The organism is Agrobacterium sp. 719_389 (assembly GCF_900188475.1).
Taxonomy (GTDB): Bacteria; Pseudomonadota; Alphaproteobacteria; order Rhizobiales; family Rhizobiaceae; genus Agrobacterium; species Agrobacterium radiobacter.
In genome coordinates this window covers 228,428-250,562 of sequence record NZ_FYEM01000002.1, presented here as the reverse complement: position 1 = coordinate 250,562, position 22,135 = coordinate 228,428, and the positions used below count along the sequence as shown (strand labels likewise).

The 22,135-nt window shown below is 58.7% G+C and carries 17 protein-coding genes; 10 read left to right on the top strand and 7 right to left on the bottom strand.

The features are described from left to right. Window positions 1–34 precede the first annotated feature (34 nt). Window positions 35–1,270 (bottom strand): glycosyltransferase family 4 protein, encoded by a 1,236-nt coding sequence (locus tag CFB10_RS04875; protein ID WP_020012103.1) that lies wholly within the window; start codon window positions 1,268–1,270, stop codon window positions 35–37. A 494-nt stretch (window positions 1,271–1,764) separates the two neighbouring features. Between CFB10_RS04875 and CFB10_RS04870 the strand changes: the two genes are divergently transcribed. From CFB10_RS04870 to CFB10_RS04840, 7 genes are all read left to right on the top strand, one after another. Further along, entirely contained in the window at window positions 1,765–3,084 is a 1,320-nt protein-coding gene (locus CFB10_RS04870) for a hypothetical protein (protein WP_020012104.1), read from the top strand. Window positions 3,085–3,229: 145 nt separating this feature from the next. Then, window positions 3,230–4,342 (top strand): acyltransferase, encoded by a 1,113-nt coding sequence (locus tag CFB10_RS04865; RefSeq protein WP_020012105.1) that lies wholly within the window; start codon window positions 3,230–3,232, stop codon window positions 4,340–4,342. 180 nt (window positions 4,343–4,522) lie between these two features. Next, on the top strand, window positions 4,523–5,446 hold the full coding sequence (locus CFB10_RS04860) for a hypothetical protein (RefSeq protein WP_026364019.1): 924 nt from the start codon (window positions 4,523–4,525) through the stop codon (window positions 5,444–5,446). Between the two features lie 130 nt (window positions 5,447–5,576). After that, entirely contained in the window at window positions 5,577–7,826 is a 2,250-nt protein-coding gene (locus CFB10_RS04855) for a polysaccharide biosynthesis tyrosine autokinase (RefSeq protein ID WP_020012107.1), read from the top strand. Further along, window positions 7,819–8,487 (top strand): hypothetical protein, encoded by a 669-nt coding sequence (locus tag CFB10_RS04850; protein ID WP_244559852.1) that lies wholly within the window; start codon window positions 7,819–7,821, stop codon window positions 8,485–8,487. Before CFB10_RS04855 ends, CFB10_RS04850 begins: the two co-directional genes overlap by 8 nt. A gap of 79 nt (window positions 8,488–8,566) precedes the next feature. Beyond that, on the top strand, window positions 8,567–10,138 hold the full coding sequence (locus CFB10_RS04845; protein WP_020012109.1) for an O-antigen ligase family protein: 1,572 nt from the start codon (window positions 8,567–8,569) through the stop codon (window positions 10,136–10,138). 74 nt (window positions 10,139–10,212) lie between these two features. After that, window positions 10,213–11,418 carry a glycosyltransferase family 4 protein gene (locus CFB10_RS04840; protein ID WP_026364020.1) on the top strand — a complete coding sequence of 402 codons (1,206 nt, stop codon included), beginning with the start codon at window positions 10,213–10,215 and terminating at the stop codon, window positions 11,416–11,418. Between the two features lie 41 nt (window positions 11,419–11,459). Here CFB10_RS04840 and CFB10_RS04835 read toward each other — a convergent pair whose 3' ends face one another. Together CFB10_RS04835 and CFB10_RS04830 are read right to left on the bottom strand one after the other, a co-directional pair. After that, the gene (locus CFB10_RS04835; protein WP_026364021.1) at window positions 11,460–12,554 is read right to left on the bottom strand and encodes a glycosyltransferase family 1 protein; all 1,095 of its coding nucleotides are present in this window, start codon (window positions 12,552–12,554) and stop codon (window positions 11,460–11,462) included. Window positions 12,555–12,594: 40 nt separating this feature from the next. Continuing rightward, complete coding sequence (locus CFB10_RS04830; protein ID WP_020012112.1) at window positions 12,595–13,758, bottom strand: glycosyltransferase family 4 protein; 1,164 nt, start codon at window positions 13,756–13,758, stop codon at window positions 12,595–12,597. A gap of 412 nt (window positions 13,759–14,170) precedes the next feature. Here CFB10_RS04830 and CFB10_RS04825 point away from each other — a divergent pair, with 412 nt between their 5' ends. Both CFB10_RS04825 and CFB10_RS23980 read left to right on the top strand, forming a co-directional pair. Continuing rightward, complete coding sequence (locus CFB10_RS04825) at window positions 14,171–15,505, top strand: hypothetical protein (protein ID WP_020012113.1); 1,335 nt, start codon at window positions 14,171–14,173, stop codon at window positions 15,503–15,505. A 127-nt stretch (window positions 15,506–15,632) separates the two neighbouring features. Continuing rightward, window positions 15,633–17,054, top strand: coding sequence for a hypothetical protein (locus CFB10_RS23980; RefSeq protein WP_026364022.1), 1,422 nt, complete (start codon window positions 15,633–15,635; stop codon window positions 17,052–17,054). Between the two features lie 57 nt (window positions 17,055–17,111). Here the strand turns inward: CFB10_RS23980 and greA are convergent, their stop codons facing one another. Further along, complete coding sequence (greA, locus tag CFB10_RS04815) at window positions 17,112–17,594, bottom strand: transcription elongation factor GreA (RefSeq protein WP_020012115.1); 483 nt, start codon at window positions 17,592–17,594, stop codon at window positions 17,112–17,114. 274 nt (window positions 17,595–17,868) lie between these two features. Between greA and CFB10_RS04810 the strand changes: the two genes are divergently transcribed. Next, window positions 17,869–19,266 (top strand): family 16 glycosylhydrolase, encoded by a 1,398-nt coding sequence (locus CFB10_RS04810; protein WP_026364023.1) that lies wholly within the window; start codon window positions 17,869–17,871, stop codon window positions 19,264–19,266. A 78-nt stretch (window positions 19,267–19,344) separates the two neighbouring features. Here CFB10_RS04810 and CFB10_RS04805 read toward each other — a convergent pair whose 3' ends face one another. Genes CFB10_RS04805 through CFB10_RS04795 form a run of 3 tightly spaced genes read right to left on the bottom strand, consistent with a single transcriptional unit; the run spans window position 19,345 to window position 22,135 of the window. Then, a complete protein-coding gene (locus CFB10_RS04805; protein WP_020012117.1) occupies window positions 19,345–20,259 on the bottom strand; it encodes a TIM barrel protein in 915 nt (304 codons plus the stop codon). A gap of 26 nt (window positions 20,260–20,285) precedes the next feature. Next, window positions 20,286–21,011, bottom strand: coding sequence for a glycerophosphodiester phosphodiesterase (ugpQ, locus tag CFB10_RS04800; RefSeq protein ID WP_020012118.1), 726 nt, complete (start codon window positions 21,009–21,011; stop codon window positions 20,286–20,288). A gap of 11 nt (window positions 21,012–21,022) precedes the next feature. Next, window positions 21,023–22,135, bottom strand: coding sequence for an ABC transporter ATP-binding protein (locus tag CFB10_RS04795; RefSeq protein WP_020012119.1), 1,113 nt, complete (start codon window positions 22,133–22,135; stop codon window positions 21,023–21,025).

The window sequence follows — 22,135 nt, the reverse complement described above, 5'->3', positions numbered from 1 at the left end:
AAAACCGCTGCAACGGACGGGGTCCGTTGCCGGTCTAAGATGCACGCAGGGTTCGGCTTTGCCGGTGGCTCGTCAGGACGTCCTCATAAAGTTTTACATAGTTTTCGCCGACCCGGCGTGAGGTGGATTCCTCGACGATGTTTCCGAAATCGGCCTCCGTCGGCAATTCTTCGCGCGACAGCGTCAGCACGCGACGAATACGGGCGGCAAGATCCTTGGCGTTGCCCGGTTCGAACAGCCAGTCGTGGTTGGTCTCGCCAATCAGCTCCGGAATGCCGCCGGAGGCTGCGCCGATGACAGGCACGCCCATGGCGTAAGCCTCGTAGATCGTGCGCGGCGAAGGTTCCGCCCAGAAGGACGGAACGATGAGCACATCGATCTCTTCGAAAAACTCCTTCGGCCTTGCCCAGCCGACGAACTCGATCGGCAGATCGCCTGCCTGGGCCGTGAAACGCTCGATGGAATCATCCATCGCGTGACCGGCGACCAGACAGCGCCAGTTGCCGTGACCGATCTCCTTGAAGGCATCGACCATGTTGCCGACGCCTTTTTCCGTATTGATACGGCCGATATAACCGAAGGTCAGTGGCCGGCCAGTGCGGTCAATTCGCCGGCGGGCGACGGGATCGCCCTCAGGAACCGTGCAGGAATAAAAGATGACGCGGCGCAGGCTCTCCGGAATGTGGTGGAAAAGCCCGTGATTGACGTGCGTCTTGAGGATTTCGGTGCCGACGCTTGCGACAGCGCCGATATAACGCTGCGTGAACTTCTTGGTGAAATTCACCACCTGACAGCCGAGATGAATATGCTCGCAGGGCTTGCCGCCCTTGAACATGGCGGCGTTGCCGCACAGGAGATCATATTCGCAGATCGTGTGAACGATCGGAATGCCGCGCTTATGCGCCGCCCGCCACACCAGCGTCGTCACATCCAGCAGCGAGTGGGTGTTGAGAACATCGGGTTTGAAATCGTCGAGAACGGCCTCGAACTGCTTTTCGACATCGAAATTCCACTGCTGCTTGAGCTTCTGCATACGCCGCTGCTGCGGCGAATATTGCGGCCAGTCCTCAAGCCAGAAATCGTTGTTGTGGAACATGCGGTAAACGGAGACGCCGTTGCGCACCGTTTTCGGTTCGGCCTGCCGCTCTATGCAGGCGGCGCCGACAGTATGTCCCATGGAGACGAGTTCCTCGGCGAGATGTTCGACCGAGCGTTCGCATCCACCAACGATATGCGGCGGATAAAGGCTGCTAAGATGGAGAATTCTCATGCGGATACGCTCTATTTTCCTTCATCGAAAATCTATGGCGTCCATCCCGGGCTCGGTCGTCTCCGTAAATTCCCGGAGACCAGTGAGACATCTGCAAAATATAAAGAGCCGGAGCGGAACTAATGTTTGAAAATATGAATTACGAAAATCTACTTTTCAAAAAGCACGGGAATTGGCGGCATTTCAAGTGATTTTTTTCGCGGCGCGGCAAAAGCCATGCGGTGTTGCGAAAAGAACCGCTCTCGTGTTACGGTTTGGCCACTTTAAAGTGCAGGCGAGCGGGAGCAATCGGTTCCGTTGCGGCTGATAACTATATTAAATTTGATAATATCTGTTTTATTTCAGAGACATGGATTTTTGAACGGCCGTACATGCCAAAAACTTCCAGGACATTCTGATCTCGATATGCGGACAGCCGTAATCGTCATTTAAACGGCGACATCGATCGGATGGCGTGTTGCTTATATTCTCTCCGGACGTATCAGGAGGCGCAGATGAATGGAAAACAGCCGATCGCCATGAGTGGCCTGACGCGCCGCAACCTGCTTTCGGCCGCACCCCTTGCATTGGTCGCCGCCTCCGGTTTGCAGGCCATTCCCGCACGGGCACAGACGGCTGCTTCCGCCAGTACCGAAGCCTTTATGGACAGTGTAGGCGTGTGTGGCCACTTCACCCGCACCACGGGCGTCTATCCGGAACAGTTCGACCGGATCATGCCCGAGATGGAAGCGCTGGGCGTGCGGCATCTGCGCGATGAGGGGCTCATCGCCGCCAGAAACAGCCCCGTCTTTCAGCGGCTGCGCCAGATCGTAGCGGCCGGCTTTCGCCTTACCATCATATGTTACGACAATCTCAACCCTTATGTTTTCACGCCGCTCGACAGGCTCAAGGATTTCTACGACTGGTCCGACGCGAGTATCGATATTTTCGAAGGCAGCAATGAGCCGAACCTGACGAAAGATCCGCAGAACGCCCAGCGCATTTCGGCGGAGCATCAGGCTGCCCTGCACGCCGCCGTCCGCTCTGTTCCGCAACTGAGCGCGGTGCGCGTCGCGGCGCCAAGCTATGTCCTTGAGAACAGGGCGCTGGCATTTGACCTGAAGGATGTCTGCGACTACGGCAATATCCACCCTTACGCGGGCATGGAGCACCCCGAAACGACCGGTCCGGGGGCGCTCTCAAAATCCGTCGCCGCTTCGGCGCATATAGCAGCGGGCCGGCCGGTGCTCGCCACGGAAATGGGCTACCACACCTCGCTGCAAACCAAGACCTTTCATTTCCCCGTCACCGATGGCATCAAGGCACGCTATATGCCGCGTATGCTGCTCTGGTGTTTCATCAGCGGTATTCGCCGGTCCTATATCTATGAAATGGTTTCAAGCTTTGCTGCCGATGAGACAAACCCGGAATCCTCCTTCGGCCTCCTGCGCCACGATCTGAGCCGCACCCCGGCTTACGAGGCTGTTCGCGCCCTTCTTTCCCTCTGCAAGGCAGAACGGCAAACCGGGCAGGAGGAACGACAGATCGACTTCGTCACGGCCGATTCGCAAAGGTTGTCCCTGCATCTCGCAAGACCGGACGGTGCTTTGCTCGTGCCGGTCTGGCTTGGAATTTCCGGCTGGCAATGGCCTGCCCGGATCGAAAATCCGCCCGCAGAACGGGTCGCGACTTTTACGGTGGCGGGCGGGCATAGTCACGTTGTTGCACACCGTTTCCGCGATGACGGCTCCGTGAGCCAGCAGACAATGACGCAGGAAAGCGGGCAATACCGGCTTTCGGTCAGCGACCAGCTTACCGTTCTGGAAGTTTTCTGAGTGGCGCGGAGGAAATGCCGCATCGCAAAATTGTGTGTATCGCGTCGTGTTATTGCATGCTAGCCTGCTTGAATAATGGACTTCTGCCCCGCAGCGGCGGGCGCAATATATTACTAAATATATCTTTATTTTTTATAGATTGACGATGATGAAAAACTTTAAAGAAGCGCCTGCTGCGGGGGCGCAGCGTCTCGATATTCTTCAGGTAATGCGTGCTGTCGCGGCGACCATGATTGTTGCGCTGCACGCTGATGTGAACTGGCAATTCACGCTTTTCCCACTCTACCTGCTGAGGCTGGGGGGTGGTGTCGACCTGTTTTTCGTCATTTCCGGCTTCGTCATCGTTTACGCGTCGCGGCCCTATTTTGCAGCGCCAGGCGGCCGTTCCGCCTTTCTGCTGCGCCGGTTTCTCCGCATCGTTCCGCTTTACTGGTTTGTGCTGACCCTGCGGCTTGCCATGGCCGCCAGCGTGACCCTAATCAGCGCCAAGGCCTTTCCGCCGCTACAGTCGATCCTGACCTCCTATCTGTTTATTCCCTATGACAGCATGGGTTATGGCGACGCCTATCCGTTTCCGCTGATCGATCTCGGCTGGACGCTGAATTACGAGATGTTCTTTTACATCGTTTTTGCGGCGTTCATCTTCCTGCCGCTGCAGCGTGCGGTATTCACGACAGCCGCCGTGCTGTTTACCGCGGTCATGATCGGCTCCGCCTTCGATCTCGGCCTGCCGTTCAGCTTCTGGTTTCAGCCGATCATTCTCGAATTCGTCGCAGGCATGTTCATTGCGGTCCTTTTCATGCGCGGTTTCCGCCTGCCGCCCCTGATCGGGCTTGCAACAGCGCTGTGCGGGCTGGCGATCTGGATGCTGACCGATCTGAGCAGCATCGGGTTCCAGTGCGATCCGGGCTGTTACTCGTTTTCGCGGCTGTTCGTTTTCGGCGGCGGCGCAATTCTGCTGATGGCAGCGGCGACCCTGACCAGAAACATCTCCCTGCCCCGTTTCGCGCAGCCGCTGGCAAAACTCGGCGATTCATCCTATGCGCTTTATCTGCTGCACCCCTTCATCTTCCGGGGCTTCAAGATCGCGCTCGGCGGCGTCACTTACCCGCCGGAGTGGAGCAACGTCGTTTATATCGTCATCGTCGTCAGCACCGTCGCCATCGCCCACGCCTTCCACGTCTTTGTCGAAACACCGGCCAATATCTGGCTGCGTGACCGGCTGATAACATCCCCCCGGAAAGTCGCCGTGTCCTGAACAACCCGGAGAAAGGCAAGCGCGGCCGTTAACAATAGCCGAGGGTTTCCGCCGCGGATTTATTTTAGCGCTTGATCCTTTGCTTGTGCTGTGCGATTTAAGAAGAAATTTTAGATGTTGGGTAATAATCCCCAACGTTGGATGTATTTAAAGTCGTATTTTAAAGATTTGGAGAGTTGGATGCCCCGCATTCGTAACGGCTCGATGCTCGTTGGTGCGCTGTTTGTTGCCAGCATGGGTCTCTTTTCCACTGTCGCCAACGCACAGAACCTGAATACCGTGCCGCCGGCCGCCCCGCAGCAGACGCCTTCGGTCGAAAGCGCCGCAACAGGCGCACCCGTCAAGGCCGCCGATGAAACCACCGCTGCATTTCTCGCCCGCGTCAACACCACCAATCCGGACACGGTTTCCATTACCGCGGCTGAACTGTTCAAGCAGTCTCCGACGCAGGGAATGATCAAGGATCTGGTCACCATCGCTTCCAGCACGGATGCGGCGACGGCCGACGTGACCGGAAAAGTGACGAGCGGCTTTCCGATCATCGCAGTTTCCACCAGCGCGGCACAGTTCTCCGAACAGCTTTCCGCCCTGATCCTGAGCGACTCCGGCCAATTGCCAACCATCGTCGCACTGGCCCAGAAGGTCGGCAACAAGGATTTTTCCGAAGTTGTCGGCGAAGGCCTGGCACTTGCCCATGCCACCGCGATGCGCAACGGCAATACGATACTCGCGGCCGCCATCCAGTTGCAGACAAAAGGCGCCAACGTGCCCGCCGATCTTCTCATTGCCTTTAGCGAGAATATCGAGGGAACGGCTGCCGGCCCGGCTGCTCCTGCGGCTGCCGCAGCGGCTGCATCGCCGATCGGCGGCGCCGGCTCCTCGCCGGCCAGCGCCAACAGCATCGGCGGCTCGGGAACCGCAGGCGCCGCAGGCGGCACCGCACAGGCAGGTGGCGGGAGCGCACCCGTCGGCGGTGGCGGCAGCGGTGGTGGCAGCAGTGGCGGCGGAACAACAGGCGGCACGGGCACGTCATTCTTCACCACGATCAATAACTTCTTCTCGACCGGCAGCACCACCACGCCTGTCAGCACAAGTCCCGTTTGAGTTTGGCTTATCTGACTTCCCAAAAGGGAAGGCTGCCGCCAGTTCTGTGATGCAACCGTGACTTGGCCGGCCTTGCGCCCGCCGAAAAGAGCGAGGCTGACAGTTGTTGCAAAGGCACGATCCCCTGACGATGGCCGATTACGATAAAAGCGGGCTGACGGCCGAGTTTATCGATATCGATGCCGCTCTTGCGATAATCCGCCGGCAATGGCGCATCGTCCTTGCCGCCATCGCGGTTGCCGGGGCGATCGGCCTTGCCTTTGCCGCGACGGCCGTGCCGGTCTATTCAGCCACGGCGACCCTGCTGATCGACCGCAACAACAGCCAGATTGTCGAACAGCTTTCGACGATCGGCGGCGTCATAGAGGATGAGGCCTCCATTCTGAGCCAGGTCGAGGTCCTGCAATCGGAAACCATCGGGCTTGCCGTTGTCGATAGTCTCAAACTGACGGAGAATCAGGAATTCAGGGCAACACGCGCGTCGCTTCTGAGCTCGATATTCGGCACCATCCGCTCGCTCGTCAACGTTTCGCAATGGTTCTCGCCGGCAAAAAAAGAGTCTGTTGTTGACGATGGAACCCTGAAGAGATCGCTGTCGGACCAGCTGCTCAACGGCCTCAGCGTCAAGCGCATCGGCCGCACCTATGCGCTGGAACTCACCTATAATTCGACCTCGCCGGTTCTCGCCGCGCAGATCGTCAATGCCGTGGCCTCGGCCTATCTGCTGGACAAGCTGAACTCCAAATACGAAGCGACGCGGCGGGCCAGCGACTGGCTGTCCGACCGTATTGCGGAACTGCGCCAGCGCGCGCTCGATACCGATCTTGCTGTGCAGAAATTCCGGGCCGAACATAATCTGATCTCGACCGGCAATAACAGTCTGCTTTCCGATCAGCAGCTGGCCGAATCCAACAGCGCCCTTATTCTGGCGCAATCGGAAACGGCAAAGGCGCGGGCGCGCGTGCAGCGCATCGAGCACATTCTCGCCACCGACGATGTTGACGGGGTCGTCACCGATATTCTCGACAGCTCCGTCGCAAACGATCTGCGCAAGAAATATCTTGAGTCCTCGAAGATCGAGGCGGAAATCACCAGACGCCTCGGCAGCAACCATATTCAGGCCGTGCGTCTGCGCAATGAAATGCAGGAATACCGGCGGTTGATGTTCCAGGAAATCAGCCGCATCGCACAGAGTTACAAAAGTGATCTGGAGGTTTCGGAAGCGAAGGAAAAATCGCTTGCCGAAAGCGTCGCCAAAGCAACCGACATCAGCAACTCGGCCGGCGAAACACAGGTTCAGCTGCGCGAATTGCAGCGCGAAGCCGAAACTTACAAGAACATGTATCAGACGTTCCTTCAGCGTTATCAGGAAGCGATGCAACAGCAGTCCTTCCCCGTGACGGAAGCACGCGTGATTTCCAAGGCGATGCCGCCCAAGATTCCGAGCAAACCGAACAAGCCCATCATTCTGGCGCTGTTCATGATCATGGGCGCGGCAGCCGGCGGCGGTATTGCCATGTTCCGCGAATTCCGCGACCGGTTTTTCCGTACTGGTGAACAGGTTCGCGATGTTCTCGGGCTGGAATTCCTCGGCAATACCCCGCTCATCCCGAACAAGCCGGCGACAGAGGCGCAGGAAAATGGCCAGCCCGGCCTGACGCTTCCCACCAGTGTTGCGCGTTACGCGGTCGACCACCCGCTCTCCTCCTTCGCCGAAACCCTGCGCAGCACCAGGCTCGCCATCGATCTTGGCATTCCCGCCAAAAGCGGGGCGCGGATTGTCGGCGTTGTCTCGGCCTTGCCGAGCGAAGGCAAATCCACGATCTCCATCAATCTGGCGCAGCTGCTCGCCGGGCAGGGTTCGCGGGTCCTGCTGCTGGATGCCGACATTCGCAATCCCGGCGCTACGCGCGCCATGGCGCGCCACGCCAGCGAAGGTCTGCTGGAGGTCTTGCTGGAAGGCCGCAGCGTGCAGGATGTGGTGCTTCGTGACGAAAAGACAAAGCTCGCTTTCCTGCCCACGGTGGTCAAGCAGCGTGTCCCTCATTCCTCTGAGTTGCTGACCTCGGCGCAAATGCACAAGCTGCTGGCTGAAGCCAGCAACGCTTTCGACTACATCATCGTCGACCTGCCGCCGCTCGGGCCGGTGGTCGATGCACGCGCCATGGCGGGACGGATCGATGGTTTCATCTTCGTCACGGAATGGGGCAAGACCGCTCGCAGGGCGGTGCGGAACACGGTGGAAAATGAGGTCCATATCCGCAAGAAGTGCCTCGGCGTCATCCTCAACAAGGTGGACACCGAAAAGCTGAAGCTTTATCGCGCCTATGGTTCAAGCGAATATTATCATTCGCGCTATACACGATATTACCATGACTAGGCGTGACGGCGTGATGCGCCTGCGGAAAATCCTCGCGGTCGTGCCGGTCCTCGTCATTTCCGTCTTTGTCCTGTCTGTCGCGGGGCAGGCATTTTCGCAAAGCCGGCGTTTTTCCGATATCGTCGCATTGGCGAGGATCGCCGATGAAAATAACGGTCTTGCACCTGAATTGCTTGCAAAAACCGTCGCTGAACTTCACCCCGTCGTCACCGAGAAAATCTGCCGTTCGGATATCGTCAAAGCCGGAATGAGGCTCGTTCTGGCCGATCTCGATGCAAATGGCGCCGATCCGGCGTCCGCTTCCGGCGCGGCGCGTCTTGGTTTTGCCGAGACCTTTATTCGCCACTCGCTCTCCTGTTTTCCCGCAAATGGCGATGTCTGGCTGCGTCTTGCCATGGTTCGTTCACTGCGCAACGCCTCGCCCATGGAAGTTGCCGTGCTGATGAATTTCTCCCAGCTCTACGGGCCCGCCGATGCCAATGTGATCCGTGGTCGTTTCGTGATGTGGCAACAATTTCCGAAAAACACCTTGCCCGGGGCCGAGGCGGCCCGCGAGGCGGACACGGCCGTCGTCTGCGGCAGACAAGGAGAAATCCTGCGATGGACCCTGGCGGAAGTCTGCCCAAAGCCACCATCGGGAGGCGCGACACGCCACCCATGATCTGAAACGGCGAGAGAACGAAACCCTGTCCGTCATTCGGGCATAACCACCACAAACAATTCCGACAAAGCCCAAAAACATGTCGCTTACCGAAGCCCGATCAGAACCGCTCTCCTCCCCGCAGCTCCCATCAGCAGCAGTTCGGGACCGTGTACGGCCGGTCGTAGCAATCGCGTTCTGGGCAATCTTCCTGCTGGCGCTTCTCAATCGGGGCGCAACGGAAATCGAAAGCCGCATCGTTGTCACGGCCGGCATCTATCTCCTGCTGGTGCCATCAATCCTCCTGTTCGGACCTCCCAAGGCCGGTGCAGGCAAGGTACTTGCGGCGGTCTGCCTTTTGTTGGGAGCGCTTATCGTGCAGATGCTGCTGCAGGCATCCCCCCTGCCCGGCATCGCGCGCGCCAACCCGGCCTGGTCCATCGCCGCCATGTTCATGCAGAATGCGCCAGCCGCAACGATCTCACTCACACCTGCGGATGACCGGCTCGGCCTCATGAGCGCCGCCCTGCCTTTCGGCGTCTTCATGACCGGCCTTGTGATTTTCGATACCGACGAGCGTGCGGCAAAGACGCTGCGATGGTTTGCAATCGCCGGGGGCTGGCTCGCGCTGTTTTCAATCGTGCAATTCGTGCTTTTTCCAGAAGTTCTCGGCTTCATCCAGAAGCGCTTTTATCTCGGCAGCCTCACCGGTGTTTTTGTCAACCGCAATACCGCCGCAACCTTCTTCGGTCTCATTCTTCTCACGCTCGCCGTATTATTACACAAAAGCCTCCTCGCTCCGGATTGGGAAAGGGTAAAGGCGCTCGTGGCAAACCGCCTGACCGTGCCGACTGAGCAGAAAAAACTCATCCGCAAGGCCGCTTTTCTCGGGGTACTCTCGGGCTTTTGCTTCATCGCATTGATGCTGACGGGATCGCGTGCCGGGATCGGATCAAGCCTCGCAGCGCTGATTTTCCTGATCCTTCTGATCGTGTTCAATTCGCCCGCCAGAACCGGCCGCAACGGGGTCTCCGGCCGGCGCAGGCGGCGGGGGACGAGACGTCGCGCCGCGCTCCTGATTGCAGTCGCCATCGCCTTGTTTGCGCTTTTCGCCAACCGGGTGGCGCTTCGTATGGAAACACGTTTGGAAGACGACATGCGCTTCTGCTACATGCCGGGCATCGCGCGCGCCATCGCCGACAATTGGCCGCTGGGATCGGGCCTTGCAAGCTTTACGGAAATCTATGCGCCCTATCATGCGGCGCGATGCGGGGTGGACGCCGTCGTCACCCATGCCCACAATGTCTATGCCGAGGGGCTGCTGACACTCGGCGCGGCCTTCCCGTTTTACCTCGCTTTTTTTGTGCTCATCCAGCTGGTAATTTTTATTCGCGGGGCACGCAAACGCAGAAATTATCGTTACGCCTCTCATCTCGGCCTTGCCGCGCTGCTGCTTGTCCTGCTGCATTCGACGCTTGATTTTTCGCTGCAGATTCCCGGCTTCGCCATGGCCTATGCCGTCTTCCTCGCCCCGGTCGTCACGCTTTGCCTGAACCCACCCGGAATGGAACGAGACGGCCGCAAAAGGCAGAGGCAATCACCAGCTGAAGCCGCAATGCCCGCAACGATCCATTCAAGCCAGACGGCGCAAACACCGCTTCGTCTGCCATGACAGGAGTTTGGCCTGGGCTCGCGGATGCAAAATAGTTGTCGTGATCTTAACACCATGGGCGCAGGAATTTGAGCATGCGGATATTGCAGATAACCTCGCTATTTGCCCCCGATCGGGTGGGCGGTGCGGAAATATTCGTGGAGGACCTCGCGCGTGGACTTGCCGATAACGGACACACGATCGCGGTGGCCGCCATCTCCCGTAAAGAGCAGGCAGCGGAACAGCGCGACGGTTTTGCCATTCACCGCCTCGGCCACACCACGCCGTTCTTCATCGGCGACTGGGGGCAACAACCGGAATGGAAGCGGAAATACTACAAGATCGCCGTGCAGCTGGATCCGCGCCTCGTTCGCCGGCTTGCGCGTGTCATCGATGATTTCCGGCCGGACGTGGTCAATACCCACTCGCTCTCGGAACTGACTCCGCTGATATGGCCGATGATCCGCAAACGCGGCATTCCGCTCGTTCATTCGCTGCATGATTTCACGAGCATGTGCACCAATGGCTCCCTGTTTCATGACGGGCATATCTGCGATGGCAGCAGCAAAAAATGCCGCGCCTTTTCTTACCTCCATCGGCGTTGCCAATGCGCGGTTGATGCGGTTGCCGGCGTTGGTCGCGATATCGTCGAGCGCCATGTGCGGGCAGGCTTTTTTACCCAGGTGCCCGAAAACCGCCGCACGGTGATCTGGAATGCGATTTCACCACCGGCTTCGCCGCAACCGCGCCTCCCCCGCGCGCCCGGAGAGCCGCTCGTCTTCGGCTATCTTGGTCGTATCGAAGCGGCAAAGGGCGCGGACCTGCTGATCGAAGCCCTGCGACTCCTGCCTTCGCAAGGCTGGCGACTGGTTATCGCCGGCCGCGCGCCTGATGGTATCGAGGCCTACCGGCAAAAGGCAACCGGCCTTCCAGTTGAATTTCCGGGCTATGTGGAGGCCGATCATTTCTTCGCCGGCATAGACTGCCTCATCGTCCCGCCTTTGTGGCCGGAGGCATTCGGACGTACCGTCGCCGAAGCCATTCTGCGCGGCGTGCCGGTCATCGGCGCAAATCTTGCGGGCATTGGCGAGCAGATCGGTGCGGACAGGCCAGAACGCCTGTTTACGCCGGGCAATGCCGCCGAACTGGCCGCGCGCATGGCGGAGGCCATGCGCAATCCCGCCATGCTCGAGGAAACCCCTGAAACCCGGGAGCGAATTCGGCAAGGAGTCGCGCCCGAAGGGGTCGTTGCGGCCTATGAAAAACTCTATTCGGATGTGCGTAAAACCGACGATGCATGAACCGTCACTGTCGGAACAAGGCGCTTATGCGTCCCCCGGCTTCAACGCCGCGCTTGAAAAAGCTGCGCGTAGCTTTCCGCCGCCTTCTGCCATGAATATAATTTACGGTTTTCATAACCTGCCTGTCGAAGACTGCCCGCCAGTTCCGGATTCCCCAGAAGCCGCTCAAGCGCATCGACAAGGCTTTGAGTGTCCGCCGGATCAAAAGTCAGGGCGCCACGGCCGGCGATCTCTGGCGTTGCGGAACGGTTGGAGCAGACGACCGGGCATCCCAGCTGCTGCGCCTCCAGCACCGGCAGGCAGAACCCTTCATAGGTAGAGGGTACACAAAGGCAGGCGGCATGGCGGTAAAGTTCGGCCAGCTGTCGGTCATCTATCCCGGAAAGCCGGATCAGCCGGGTTTTCAATTCCGGATCATCCAGCGCGCCGGTGATTTCCTCCGCCTCGTCGTGGCCGACATGCACGACACGCAGATCCGGCCATTTTTTACCGAGTATGGCGAAGGCTTTGCCAAGGAGGGAAAAGTTCTTATTGGAAGTCGCGTTTCCGACCGCCAATATGTAGCGTCCGTCAACAGGCGACACTGCGCCAAAAGTCTCGGGATCGACATTCAGCGTGCTGTCGGAATGAATGGTAAGGCTCTTATTGGCAGCGGCAGGATAAAAACGCACCAGATCCTTCCGCGTCGCGTCGGATACGCAGATGACCTGATCCGAACCGGCCATCATCAGCTTGAAGATGAAATCGGTCGTCAGGGTCGCGCGCCAGCCGATCTGTTCGGGAATGGTTTTAAAATAAAGATCGTGAACAAGGGTGAGACGCCGTTTGCCGCCGAGGGGACTTCCGAAAGGATCGGCATTAAAGAGCACATCAATGCCATGCCGGCGGCAAAGCGCGGGCAGCATTGTAGCCTGACGCACCACGTCAAAAACCATGATGCGGGGCCGCGGAGTCTCGATAAGCTGCAATCGGCTACCCTGCAGGCTTTCCGGCAGTTGCGCCCGCGTCCACGGAGAGCGCAGAATATAATCGTCGCCTGTCTGCTCCAGCAGCCGCTCCAGCAGGCTGAAGGTGACGCGGGCGACACCGGAAGCCTTGCCGCCATATTGGCTCGGCATGTTTACGAGAATGCGCATCCTGACCCTTCCGCCTGCCGGCATTGCCTTTTCCTGTCGATCACCGGGCGAAACCTCGCGCCGCCTCCGTCAGCAGCGCGGAAACGGACCGGCAGGTTTCTTCCAGCGAGAAACGCTGGCTCACATCCTCCCGCCCCTTTTGCGCCAGCCCTTCCGCCAGAGCCGGATCGGACAGGATGCGGCCGAGCGCCGCGGCCAGCGCCGATGGCTCTCCCGGCGGCACGAGAAGACCCGTTTCGCCGTCCCTGATGATTTCGGTAACCCCGCCGCCGCGCGTGGCGACAACCGGACGGCCGCACATCATGGCCTCGACAACCACCCGGCCGAAGGGCTCGGCAACAATCGAGGTATGAGCAACCGCATCCATCGCCGCCATCAGTTCCGGCACATCCGAGCGGAAACCGAGGAAGCGGACACGGCCATCGAGACCAAGACGGGACGCCTGTTCGCGGATGCGGGCCTCATAAGCCTCCTGCCCGAAAAGTGCGCCACCAACGATCACCGCCTGCACGCCCTCCATCGCGGCAATCGCCTCCAGGAATACATGTTGTCCCTTCCATTCGCTCAGCCGGCCAAAAAGGCCGACAAGCGGTTGCGGACCAAGGCCCAGTTCCGCTCGCAGCCGCGCGGCCTCGCCCGGTTCGTAAACCCTTGCCTTGACGGGATCGAAGCCGTTGTAAACGATACGAACCTTATCCGCCTCACCGCCGGCCTCGATGAAAGCCCGGCCCGTCTCTTCGGAATTGACAGCCACCAGCCTGGCGAAAAGGCGCGCAAATGCCAGCGAAGCCCGGCGGTTGGTGGCGCTGAAAGCCGGATCGGTGACGATATCGTGCAAAATCCAGACGAGCGGGCGACGACTGAGCTTCGCGGCCAGCGCACAGACAAAAAGCGCCTTTTGCGAGTTGGCACAGATCACATCATAATGCCTCGCCTCCCGGCTCAACTGCCAGGCGACCGCCACCACATCAGCCGCTCCGCGCAACAGGGCACCGAAAGATGCGTTGCGGCGGATCGACAGCATTTTTTCTCCGGCGGACAACATGACCGGAGGCCGCCCGGCGTCAGCCAGATCATCTGCAGCCGCACCACCACTGAGAAAACAAGCGCGCCAGGAATGCGGCCCAGCCTTGACGAGATCAGCCAGAAAAAGTTCGGCGCCGCCCTTCTCTCCGGTATGGCTGACAAAAAGAGCGGACGTCATGGCGTCCCCCCTGCCGGGTGAGAGAAGCCACGATGCGCCTGGCCTCGATTGCGGGCATGAACAGCACCCCTGCGAAAAGAACCATCCTGCCAGATAGCGACAGGGATATCTTCGTTGGAGATTGCAGAGAAATGCACGTTGCTAGATAAAAATACCAGCATCAGAACCTTTATTCGTAATAAAATTCAAAAAAAGCAAAAGTAAAATACAAATATTCTATTTTTAGACTTCAAACGAAATGCAAGAAAAATTCATGACGTTTGTTTTTATGCGCTGATCGCCATTTCTCTCCCGGCATTTTTCCCCGTGCCTCATGGCGGAATTATCATGAGGCCAGACCAGGAGAACGAACGATGACCGCGCTCGGATACAACATATGCATATATATGGCACGAACGGAAGAGGTGGCAGCATGATCGGCGTGACGCTCGGCATCCATCCTCCCACCATGGGCGCCATCGGTCTTTCCTTGACGGCGTTCTCTGTCCTGCGCGCCCGGCTGACAGCGGGTCAGAATGCCACGCTGTTCGTGAACGGCGACAGCACCGCTCATGCCGAAGCCGGACCATTTCAGCAATTTGCGATGATGCTCGGCGAACTGCACAACACGACGGTGGTGTTACACCGCTGGGCGGAATGGGAAACGAACGCCGCCACCGGCCCAAAAGCCTATGCGGAACCAGTCACGCTACGTGCCGGCAAGAGAGCGACGCTGAGGCTCTATCTCGCGACGCTGCCGGGCGGCATGGCGGGTTACATGCTCGCGGAACAACGCTCCGCGGCGCTCGATATCCCCCGTCCGGATATCTGCATCCTGCACCAGGGCCATAATATGCAGACCTTCGAGGTGCCCGGCGGCATTTTGAGCTCCGGACGCTCCAGCCTGCTCGGCCCCCTTGGCATGACCGAATGGCAATGGCCGGGCGCACCACAGCTCATCACCACGCAGAACCCGTGGCGTGATGGGACGGGTTACGACAAGGTCTATCAGGCAATCCTCGATTTGGCCCGAGCACATCCGAACCTTACACTGGTGGATACGCACGCGGCATTTCTGGCGAAGGGCAAGGATGCCGCCCTTTATCGGGACAATATCCATCCGAACGATGCGGGTTCGCGGCTCATTGCCCGAACCCTGTTCGATTCCTACCGCGCTTCGGCATCCGACAGCGGTTTTCAGACACCCTGCTGGCCGAAGCTGCCTGCCGCCAATCTCATAGGGAATGGTGATTTTACCGACTGGTCGGGCTCCGCTCCGACGGGCTGGGGCCTGATTGCGCCGGGTTCCGCCATCAAATCCACCGAAATCATCTTCTCCCCGTCCTTTGCGAGCAGCGTCGCGCTCTATGCAAGTGGCAGCCAGATCGGCGGGCTCTCACGCTATTTCCGCAATGCGGAGGCCGCAGCGATGATCGGCAGGACGATCTCATTCGCCGTCCTTTACAGAAACAGCGAGAAGCAACGTCTCCCCTACGTCACTTTGGTTGTTAAAAGCGGCGGCGCAACCAGAACAATCACCTGCTCTGCATTGCAATTCGGAGGAGCCAACATCTCCGGGAACAGCGGCTGGATGTGGGCGATCGCCAACGGGATCGCCATAGACCCAGATATCAGCCCGGCAGGATATAATTTTTATCTGCGCATCCTTCCCGCATTCGGCGCCAGCGCGCCCGCCTCGAATGAGCCAGTTCACATTCAGCGCATTATCGCGGTCGAGGGGGATTTGCCGAAAGGCAATCTTGTCTAATATAAAATTATCTTGCGTGGCGGCGTCATCGAGCCCACTAATGCACGCCATATTATATTTATTGCCGCGCGGTAACGCTCTCCCCTTGGGACCATCGAAATCCGCCTACAAAAGATAAAGGCCGCGAATGAAGAGACGAAAAAATCATGCGGCATCGCGCCTGCCCGCTCTACCGGGTTTTGTTTTGGCAATGCCGCTTTATCCCTCGAAAACAATCAATATTCCCGGCGTCTTTCTCGCGATATTCGTTTTTTCCATCGGTTTCTTCATTCAGTGCAATGTGGTGACCAGCAATATCGGCCTGCGTTTCCTCAACATTACCGACATGCTGGTGCTGATGACGCTGCCCGTCATTGCGCTGCTTTACATTCGCTGTCTGACGCCGTCGATCGTCCTGTTTTACCTCCTGCCGCTGACGGTCCTGTTTGCCCTCACGGCGCTGTTTGCAGATGCGCGTGGCGATGGCGAATTTTATACGACGGCGATGACCTATTTTTATGCGGTCTATTTTCTGTTCTTTGCCTATATGCTGTTCAAGGAGAACCTTCTCGAGCTGTTCTGCTGGGGCATGTTTGCGGGCTTCATAGCCGTGACAATCCTGCTTTTCCTTGACATCGTCATTCATGACCAGCTTGCCTCCGTCGGATTGTCCTTCATGTTCGATGAAGCGGGCGTTCTGGAACTCGCGGCAAAAGGTGAAATAACGCCGCTGCTTTTGCGCGTCGAGAAGGCAGGCGGTATCTGGCCTGTGGGAAACACGGCTGGACCAGCCTTCGCGCTTGCCGGAGCCGCCGCTGCCTATCTCGCCGAACGCCAAAGACGGCCCGCGCTGTTTGCCGTGTTTCTGCTGATATATCTGGCGAGCTTTACGCTCACACTCAACCGCTCGGGTGTGTTTGCCGTACTCGCCATCGGGCTTTATTTCTACGTCCGGAATTTTTCGGTCAAAATGCTGCTCAGCACCTATTTCGGCTTTGCTTTATGCGCCCTTGTCATTGCCGCGGTTCTGCCGCTCGGCGCTTTCGACTTTGCGGGGGAGGTATTTTCAAAACGTTTTCTCGAAGACAGCAATAGCAGCAACAACTTGCATGAGCGGTGGGAGACGATCACCGGCGGTTTTCAGGTCATGTTCCTGCATCCGTTGGGCATCGGATTTACCGCTCGATACGAAGAGCTTGCGCGTATCGCAAAGATCGGCACGCCCCATAACGGCTTTATGGCCACTGCCTACGCTTCCGGCCTGGGATTTTGCATGATGAGCGCCTTTGCGCTGTTTTATGCAGTTTTCCGAAAACGCAAGATCGGCTTTTTCGTCTATTCGGCGATCGGGATCATAATCGGCTATCAGTTCGAAGAGCTGAATTTCAATCCTGTCTTCATGGCCCATGTGGGGCTTGCCCTCGCCTACGCCGCCATAGATCTGGACTTCAGGCTCTTCCTGAAGAACACAGTGATGCGGATGCTTGGAACCGCAGATGGCGCTCGCCACCGAGAAGAAGGACGCGTCATCGGCAATCCGGGCCTGAACTCCTTATTGTCTAACGGCTGATAGCAATAAAGAGGCTCTTATTTTTGAGGGCCTGGTTTACCCAGTCCGGCCTGGGTATCAGGCGACTTCGATGATTTCGATCTCCCTGCCGGCCAAGCTGACCAGATCACCAGCCATTTTTCCCATCAGCACCCTTGCAACCGGGGAGACATAGGACATCGTTCCGGCAGCAGGATCGGCCTCATCTTCGCCGACGATCCGGAACCGTTGCGTTCGTCCGTCATCGCGGCTGAACGTCACCAGACTGCCGAAGGCGACGACGCCGTCCGCTGGCGGATCAGGCATCAGTTGCGCGGTGCGGACCCGCTCGGAGAAATATCGCAGATCCCGTAGCGGGTTGGCGGAAATACGCCGTCTTTCATTGATGTCTTCAATGGCATTGGCCGCCTCACAGGCCTCCCGCGCCAGCCGCAACTGCTCTTCCAGCGCCTTAAGTCCGGACTGCGTTACCAGATTGGGATGAGGCGAGATTACCCGATCCGGCAGAACGGTTTCGGCTGCGGTTTCCGCGCTGTCTTCCTTGGTAAAGGCTACGCTCAATCCTGATACTCCATTCCTCAGATGCCGCCCGGACATCTGCAATCCGCCCCAATCTTGCCATCACCCGCAGGGGTGCAGCAAGAGCGCGCCGATGGTTCAAAACCCGGCATATAACAGGCGGAACCGGCCGATGACAACGCGCCCGGCCAACAGCAGAATGCAACCGCAAGGGAACATACCCCTCATATTTCGGCCTAACAGGAGGCTTTTTGCCCTGTTAGGGTGTGCAGCAGGAGGAGTGAGGATACCAACGCTAACGGACAGGAGATGGTTCATGGCCCGGACAGTAGTGAATGCGCTTGGAGACACACTCTATTACAGCGGCAGTTCCACCGGATTTTTCTCCGCCACGGGCTCCGGCCCGCAGCTCGCCGGCACCGCCGGTAATGATTCCATGTGGGGTGACAGCTCCGTCAACGTGACGATGGCGGGCGGCACGGGCGACGATATCTATTATCTCTATTCCGGTATCAATCGCGCCGTCGAAAATGCCGGGGAGGGCATAGACACCATCGATACCTGGATGAGCTACACCCTGCCCGACAATTTCGAGAATCTCAGGGTAACGGGTGACGGTCGTTATGCCTTCGGCAATTCACTCGACAATATCATCACCGGCGGATCAGGCAGCCAGACGATCGATGGCGGGGCCGGCAACGACGTGCTGATCGGTGGCGGCGGGGCCGACACTTTCGTTTTTACGAGCGGCAACGGCACTGATCTCATCATGGATTTCAGCGCCAATGACACGATCCGGCTGAATGGTTACGGCATCACATCCTTCGATCAGCTGGCCGGCAACGCCACGCAACAGGGCAGCGACCTGTGGCTCAATTTTTCGAATGGCGAGGCCATCGTTCTTGCGGGAACAACCATAGACGATCTTCAGGCCGACCAGTTCGAACTCAGCCTCGATCGATCGTCTCTCATCCAGACCTTTGCCGATGAATTCGACGCGCTGTCCCTGCGCAACGGCGATCAGGGCACCTGGGACGCCAAATATTGGTGGGCACCCGAAAAGGGAAGCTCGCTGACGACGAATGGCGAGGCGCAATGGTACATCAATCCCTCTTATGCCGGCACGTCGGAGGTCAATCCGTTCAACGTTGCAAACGGCGTCCTGACGATATCTGCCGAAAAAACCGCGCAATCGATTGCCGACGAAGTCGAGGGTTACGATTACACCTCCGGCATGCTGAACACCTATTCCTCCTTCAGCCAGACCTATGGTTATTTCGAAATTCGCGCCGATATGCCGACCGACCGGGGCGCCTGGCCTGCCTTCTGGCTCCTGCCCGAAGACGGCTCCTGGCCGCCGGAACTCGATGTCATCGAAATGCGCGGCCAGAATCCCAATACGCTCATCATGTCCGCCCATTCCAACACCACCGGTGAACAGACATCGGTCATCAACAATGTCAGCGTGCCGAGCACGGAAGGGTTTCACACTTATGGCGTTTTGTGGGATGCGGAACACATAACCTGGTATTTCGACGATGTCGCCGTGGCGCAGACGGACACGCCTGATGATATGCATGACTCCATGTATATGGTCGTCAACCTTGCCGTCGGCGGAACCGCGGGAACACCATCGGATACTGATTTCAGCGACGGCTCGCAGATGATGATCGATTATATCAGGGCCTATTCGCTCTCCGACTGGGCAGCGTAAACCAAAAACACCGGCAGTCGCATCGGGACTGCCGGTGTTTCAAACATCAGCCTGTCGGACTACACCGTGTTCAGGCCATCACTCGGCTGCGAGCTGTGTGCGGGCGGCATTCAGCGACATCAGATGCCGCGCCGTTTCGAGGCTTGCCGGCTGTTCGGCGCGATAACGGCGGCCGATTTCCATCATCAGCACGGTGTCGGGCAGGAAGGAAAGTTCCGAGAAGATGTCCTGCCAGTCAATGTCGCCCCAGCCGAGTGGCATGTGCAGATCGCCGATGCCGAGCGCCGTGTTCTCCTGGGCAAAATAAGGCTGATAAAAGCCCTGCGGGCGACCGAAGGAATCGTGCACATGCAGATGGCCGGCGACCGGCGCCATGGCGCGAAGCTCATCGCGGAAATCGAGGCCACGATAGGTGGATTCGAGATAGGCATGGCTGAAGTCGATTAGCGCCACGACATTGTCGTGACCGACAGCCTTCACGGTCGCAGCCACTTCGGCCGGCGTCTGGCGATATTGGCCGGGCTCGGTGGAGAAGATATTCTCGAGGGCGATACGCACGCCATAGGGACTGCAGAACTGCGCCAGTTCGAAAAGCGCTTCCCGCTCGCGGCTGTCGGCATCGGCCCGTTCGGCGATCTGGTCGGCGCGCAGGGCGCCGCTGTGCTGGACGAGAATGCCTGCGCCGATACGGTCACAAAGAACGGCAAGCGCCTTGGCCGCATCGATCTGGTAACGGCATGTCACCGGGTCCATGAAATTCGAAGAAACGAGACCGTGCACGGTGTAGCGGAAGTCGAACTGCTTTGCGAGCGACACGAAACGGTCGGCGCGCTCCTCTATGATCCGGCCGCCAGCGATCATATCGAGGCTTGTTGCGGCGATTTCCACGGTATCGCAGCCAATTTCGGCAAGCGCGCGAAGATCGCTTTCAAGGGTGGCCAGTTCGCCATCGTCCGAGCCGGCGTTGAAGCCGGTACCTATAATATTGCTCATGTCATGATCTCCAAGGGGAAGGAAGGTTATGCGAATTCAGGGAGCCGCGCGGTACGGCGCACCGTATCGAACAGGTCCGGGCGGTCGATGTTGACGTAGTCTACCCCGGCCAATGCGATCTCTTTATGAAGGTCGATGTCATCACCGCCGTAATAGACCATGATTTCGAGACCGGCCTTGCGGCATGCCGCGACAAGACCGGGCCGCCGCATCTGCGCCGGCGTGATCTCTATGATCGAGGCATGGTGCACGGCCGTCGCCAGCGAGGGCGATTTTGCGATGTCGAGCGTCATCATCTTGCGGAATTCGGGCGCGATGGCCTGCAGACCGCGGCACATTTCCTCGGAAAAGGAGAAAAAGAAAGTATCGCGCAACATGCCGAGATCGCGCACCAGGGCGGCGACCTTGACGGGATCGCAATATTTCAGCTCGACATAAACGCCGCAGCGGCCGCGCAAATGGCGGAGATAGGCATCAAGACGCGGCACAACAGCGCCCTTGAAGCTCTCCCCGAACCAGCTGCCCGCATCCAGCGCATCGATCTCGCTCGACAGGGCATGGCCGATAGGCCCGGCACCGTCGGTCGTGCGGTCAAACGTTTCGTCGTGAAAGACATACAGCACGCCATCCGCGCTCTCGCGCACATCAAGCTCGATATAGTCCGCACCCTGCTGCAGGGCGAGATCGGCGGCGGCAAAGGTGTTTTCGGGCGCAAAATGGTTGGCGCCGCGATGAGAGACGATTTTGGGCATGGAATGTCCTGTCAGTTTACGGGTTCCGGCTGACGCGCCGGCATGGTCGAATTGTGCGAAAGATCAGCGTGCAGTCCGGCAATGCGGTCACCGGCGGCGTCAAAAACAAGAGTCAGGCCGGATTTGCAGCTGATGCCAACCCGCTGGCCGGGTGCATGCCTTATCGTCTCGCCATATTCCAGCGCATGGATGACGCCTGCCGGTGTGTCGATACTGTAGAAAACCTCGCGCCCCATAGGCTCGACAGTGGTAACCGGCCCCTCCAGCCGCGCTTCTCCTGGCTTGGTGAGGGTGATGTCCTCAGGGCGCAGACCGAGGGTGATCTCACCGTCGCAACGGGCATTGATGTGGAGCCGGGCATCACCGATCCACAGCTGCTCGCCCTGCGCCTGCCCCTTCAGAAGGTTCATCGGCGGCGTGCCGATGAACCCGGCGACGAACAGGTTGTTGGGCCGGCGATAAAGATCGTCAGGCGTGCCGATCTGGGCGATGGCTCCATTATTCATGCAGATGATCCTGTCGGCCATGGTGATCGCCTCGATCTGGTCATGGGTGACGATCAGCGTGGTGATCTTCAGGCGCTTCTGCAGGTTTTTCAGCTCGGCCCGCATGGTGATGCGCAGGGTCGCATCGAGATTGGAGAGCGGCTCGTCCAGAAGCAGGATATTCGGTTCCTTGACCAACGCTCTAGCCAGCGCAACGCGCTGCTGCTGACCGCCGGAAAGCTGCGAGGGCCGACGGTCGAGCAACGCGCTGATCTGCACGAGGCTTGCCGCCTCCTCCACCCGCCGCGCCGCCTCCTCACGCGGCACATCCTTGAAACGCAGCGGAAAGGCGATGTTCTGCCGCACCGTCAGATTGGGATAAAGCGCATAGGACTGGAAGACGATGCCGACATTGCGATCGCGCGCATCGATGCGGTTGACGTTGTGGCCGTCGAAGGCGATCTCTCCGCCGGTCGGCGCGTAAAGCCCGGCGAGCAGGAAAAGCGTGGTCGATTTTCCGCATCCCGACGGGCCGAGAACGGCGACGAATTCGCCGTTTTCGATCGTCAGCGTCATGGGTTGCAGAACCCGGGTGTCGCCCCAGCTTTTGGTGACTTTGTCGAGGGTGATCCTGGCCAT

What these genes read in the sequence shown, in the direction of transcription:
- CFB10_RS04860 (WP_026364019.1), top strand. Translation starts at nt 4,523, where the DNA reads ATGCCCCGCATTCGTAACGGCTCGATGCTCGTTGGTGCGCTGTTTGTT.
- CFB10_RS04810 (WP_026364023.1), top strand. Translation starts at nt 17,869, where the DNA reads ATGGCCCGGACAGTAGTGAATGCGCTTGGAGACACACTCTATTACAGC.
- CFB10_RS04795 (WP_020012119.1), bottom strand. Translation starts at nt 22,135, where the DNA reads ATGGCCAGGATCACCCTCGACAAAGTCACCAAAAGCTGGGGCGACACC.
- CFB10_RS04845 (WP_020012109.1), top strand. Translation starts at nt 8,567, where the DNA reads ATGTCGCTTACCGAAGCCCGATCAGAACCGCTCTCCTCCCCGCAGCTC.
- CFB10_RS04865 (WP_020012105.1), top strand. Translation starts at nt 3,230, where the DNA reads ATGATGAAAAACTTTAAAGAAGCGCCTGCTGCGGGGGCGCAGCGTCTC.
- CFB10_RS04835 (WP_026364021.1), bottom strand. Translation starts at nt 12,554, where the DNA reads ATGCGCATTCTCGTAAACATGCCGAGCCAATATGGCGGCAAGGCTTCC.
- CFB10_RS04855 (WP_020012107.1), top strand. Translation starts at nt 5,577, where the DNA reads ATGGCCGATTACGATAAAAGCGGGCTGACGGCCGAGTTTATCGATATC.
- CFB10_RS23980 (WP_026364022.1), top strand. Translation starts at nt 15,633, where the DNA reads ATGAAGAGACGAAAAAATCATGCGGCATCGCGCCTGCCCGCTCTACCG.
- CFB10_RS04870 (WP_020012104.1), top strand. Translation starts at nt 1,765, where the DNA reads ATGAATGGAAAACAGCCGATCGCCATGAGTGGCCTGACGCGCCGCAAC.
- ugpQ (WP_020012118.1), bottom strand. Translation starts at nt 21,011, where the DNA reads ATGCCCAAAATCGTCTCTCATCGCGGCGCCAACCATTTTGCGCCCGAA.
- CFB10_RS04825 (WP_020012113.1), top strand. Translation starts at nt 14,171, where the DNA reads ATGATCGGCGTGACGCTCGGCATCCATCCTCCCACCATGGGCGCCATC.
- CFB10_RS04805 (WP_020012117.1), bottom strand. Translation starts at nt 20,259, where the DNA reads ATGAGCAATATTATAGGTACCGGCTTCAACGCCGGCTCGGACGATGGC.
- CFB10_RS04840 (WP_026364020.1), top strand. Translation starts at nt 10,213, where the DNA reads ATGCGGATATTGCAGATAACCTCGCTATTTGCCCCCGATCGGGTGGGC.
- CFB10_RS04850 (WP_244559852.1), top strand. Translation starts at nt 7,819, where the DNA reads ATGACTAGGCGTGACGGCGTGATGCGCCTGCGGAAAATCCTCGCGGTC.
- CFB10_RS04875 (WP_020012103.1), bottom strand. Translation starts at nt 1,270, where the DNA reads ATGAGAATTCTCCATCTTAGCAGCCTTTATCCGCCGCATATCGTTGGT.
- CFB10_RS04830 (WP_020012112.1), bottom strand. Translation starts at nt 13,758, where the DNA reads ATGACGTCCGCTCTTTTTGTCAGCCATACCGGAGAGAAGGGCGGCGCC.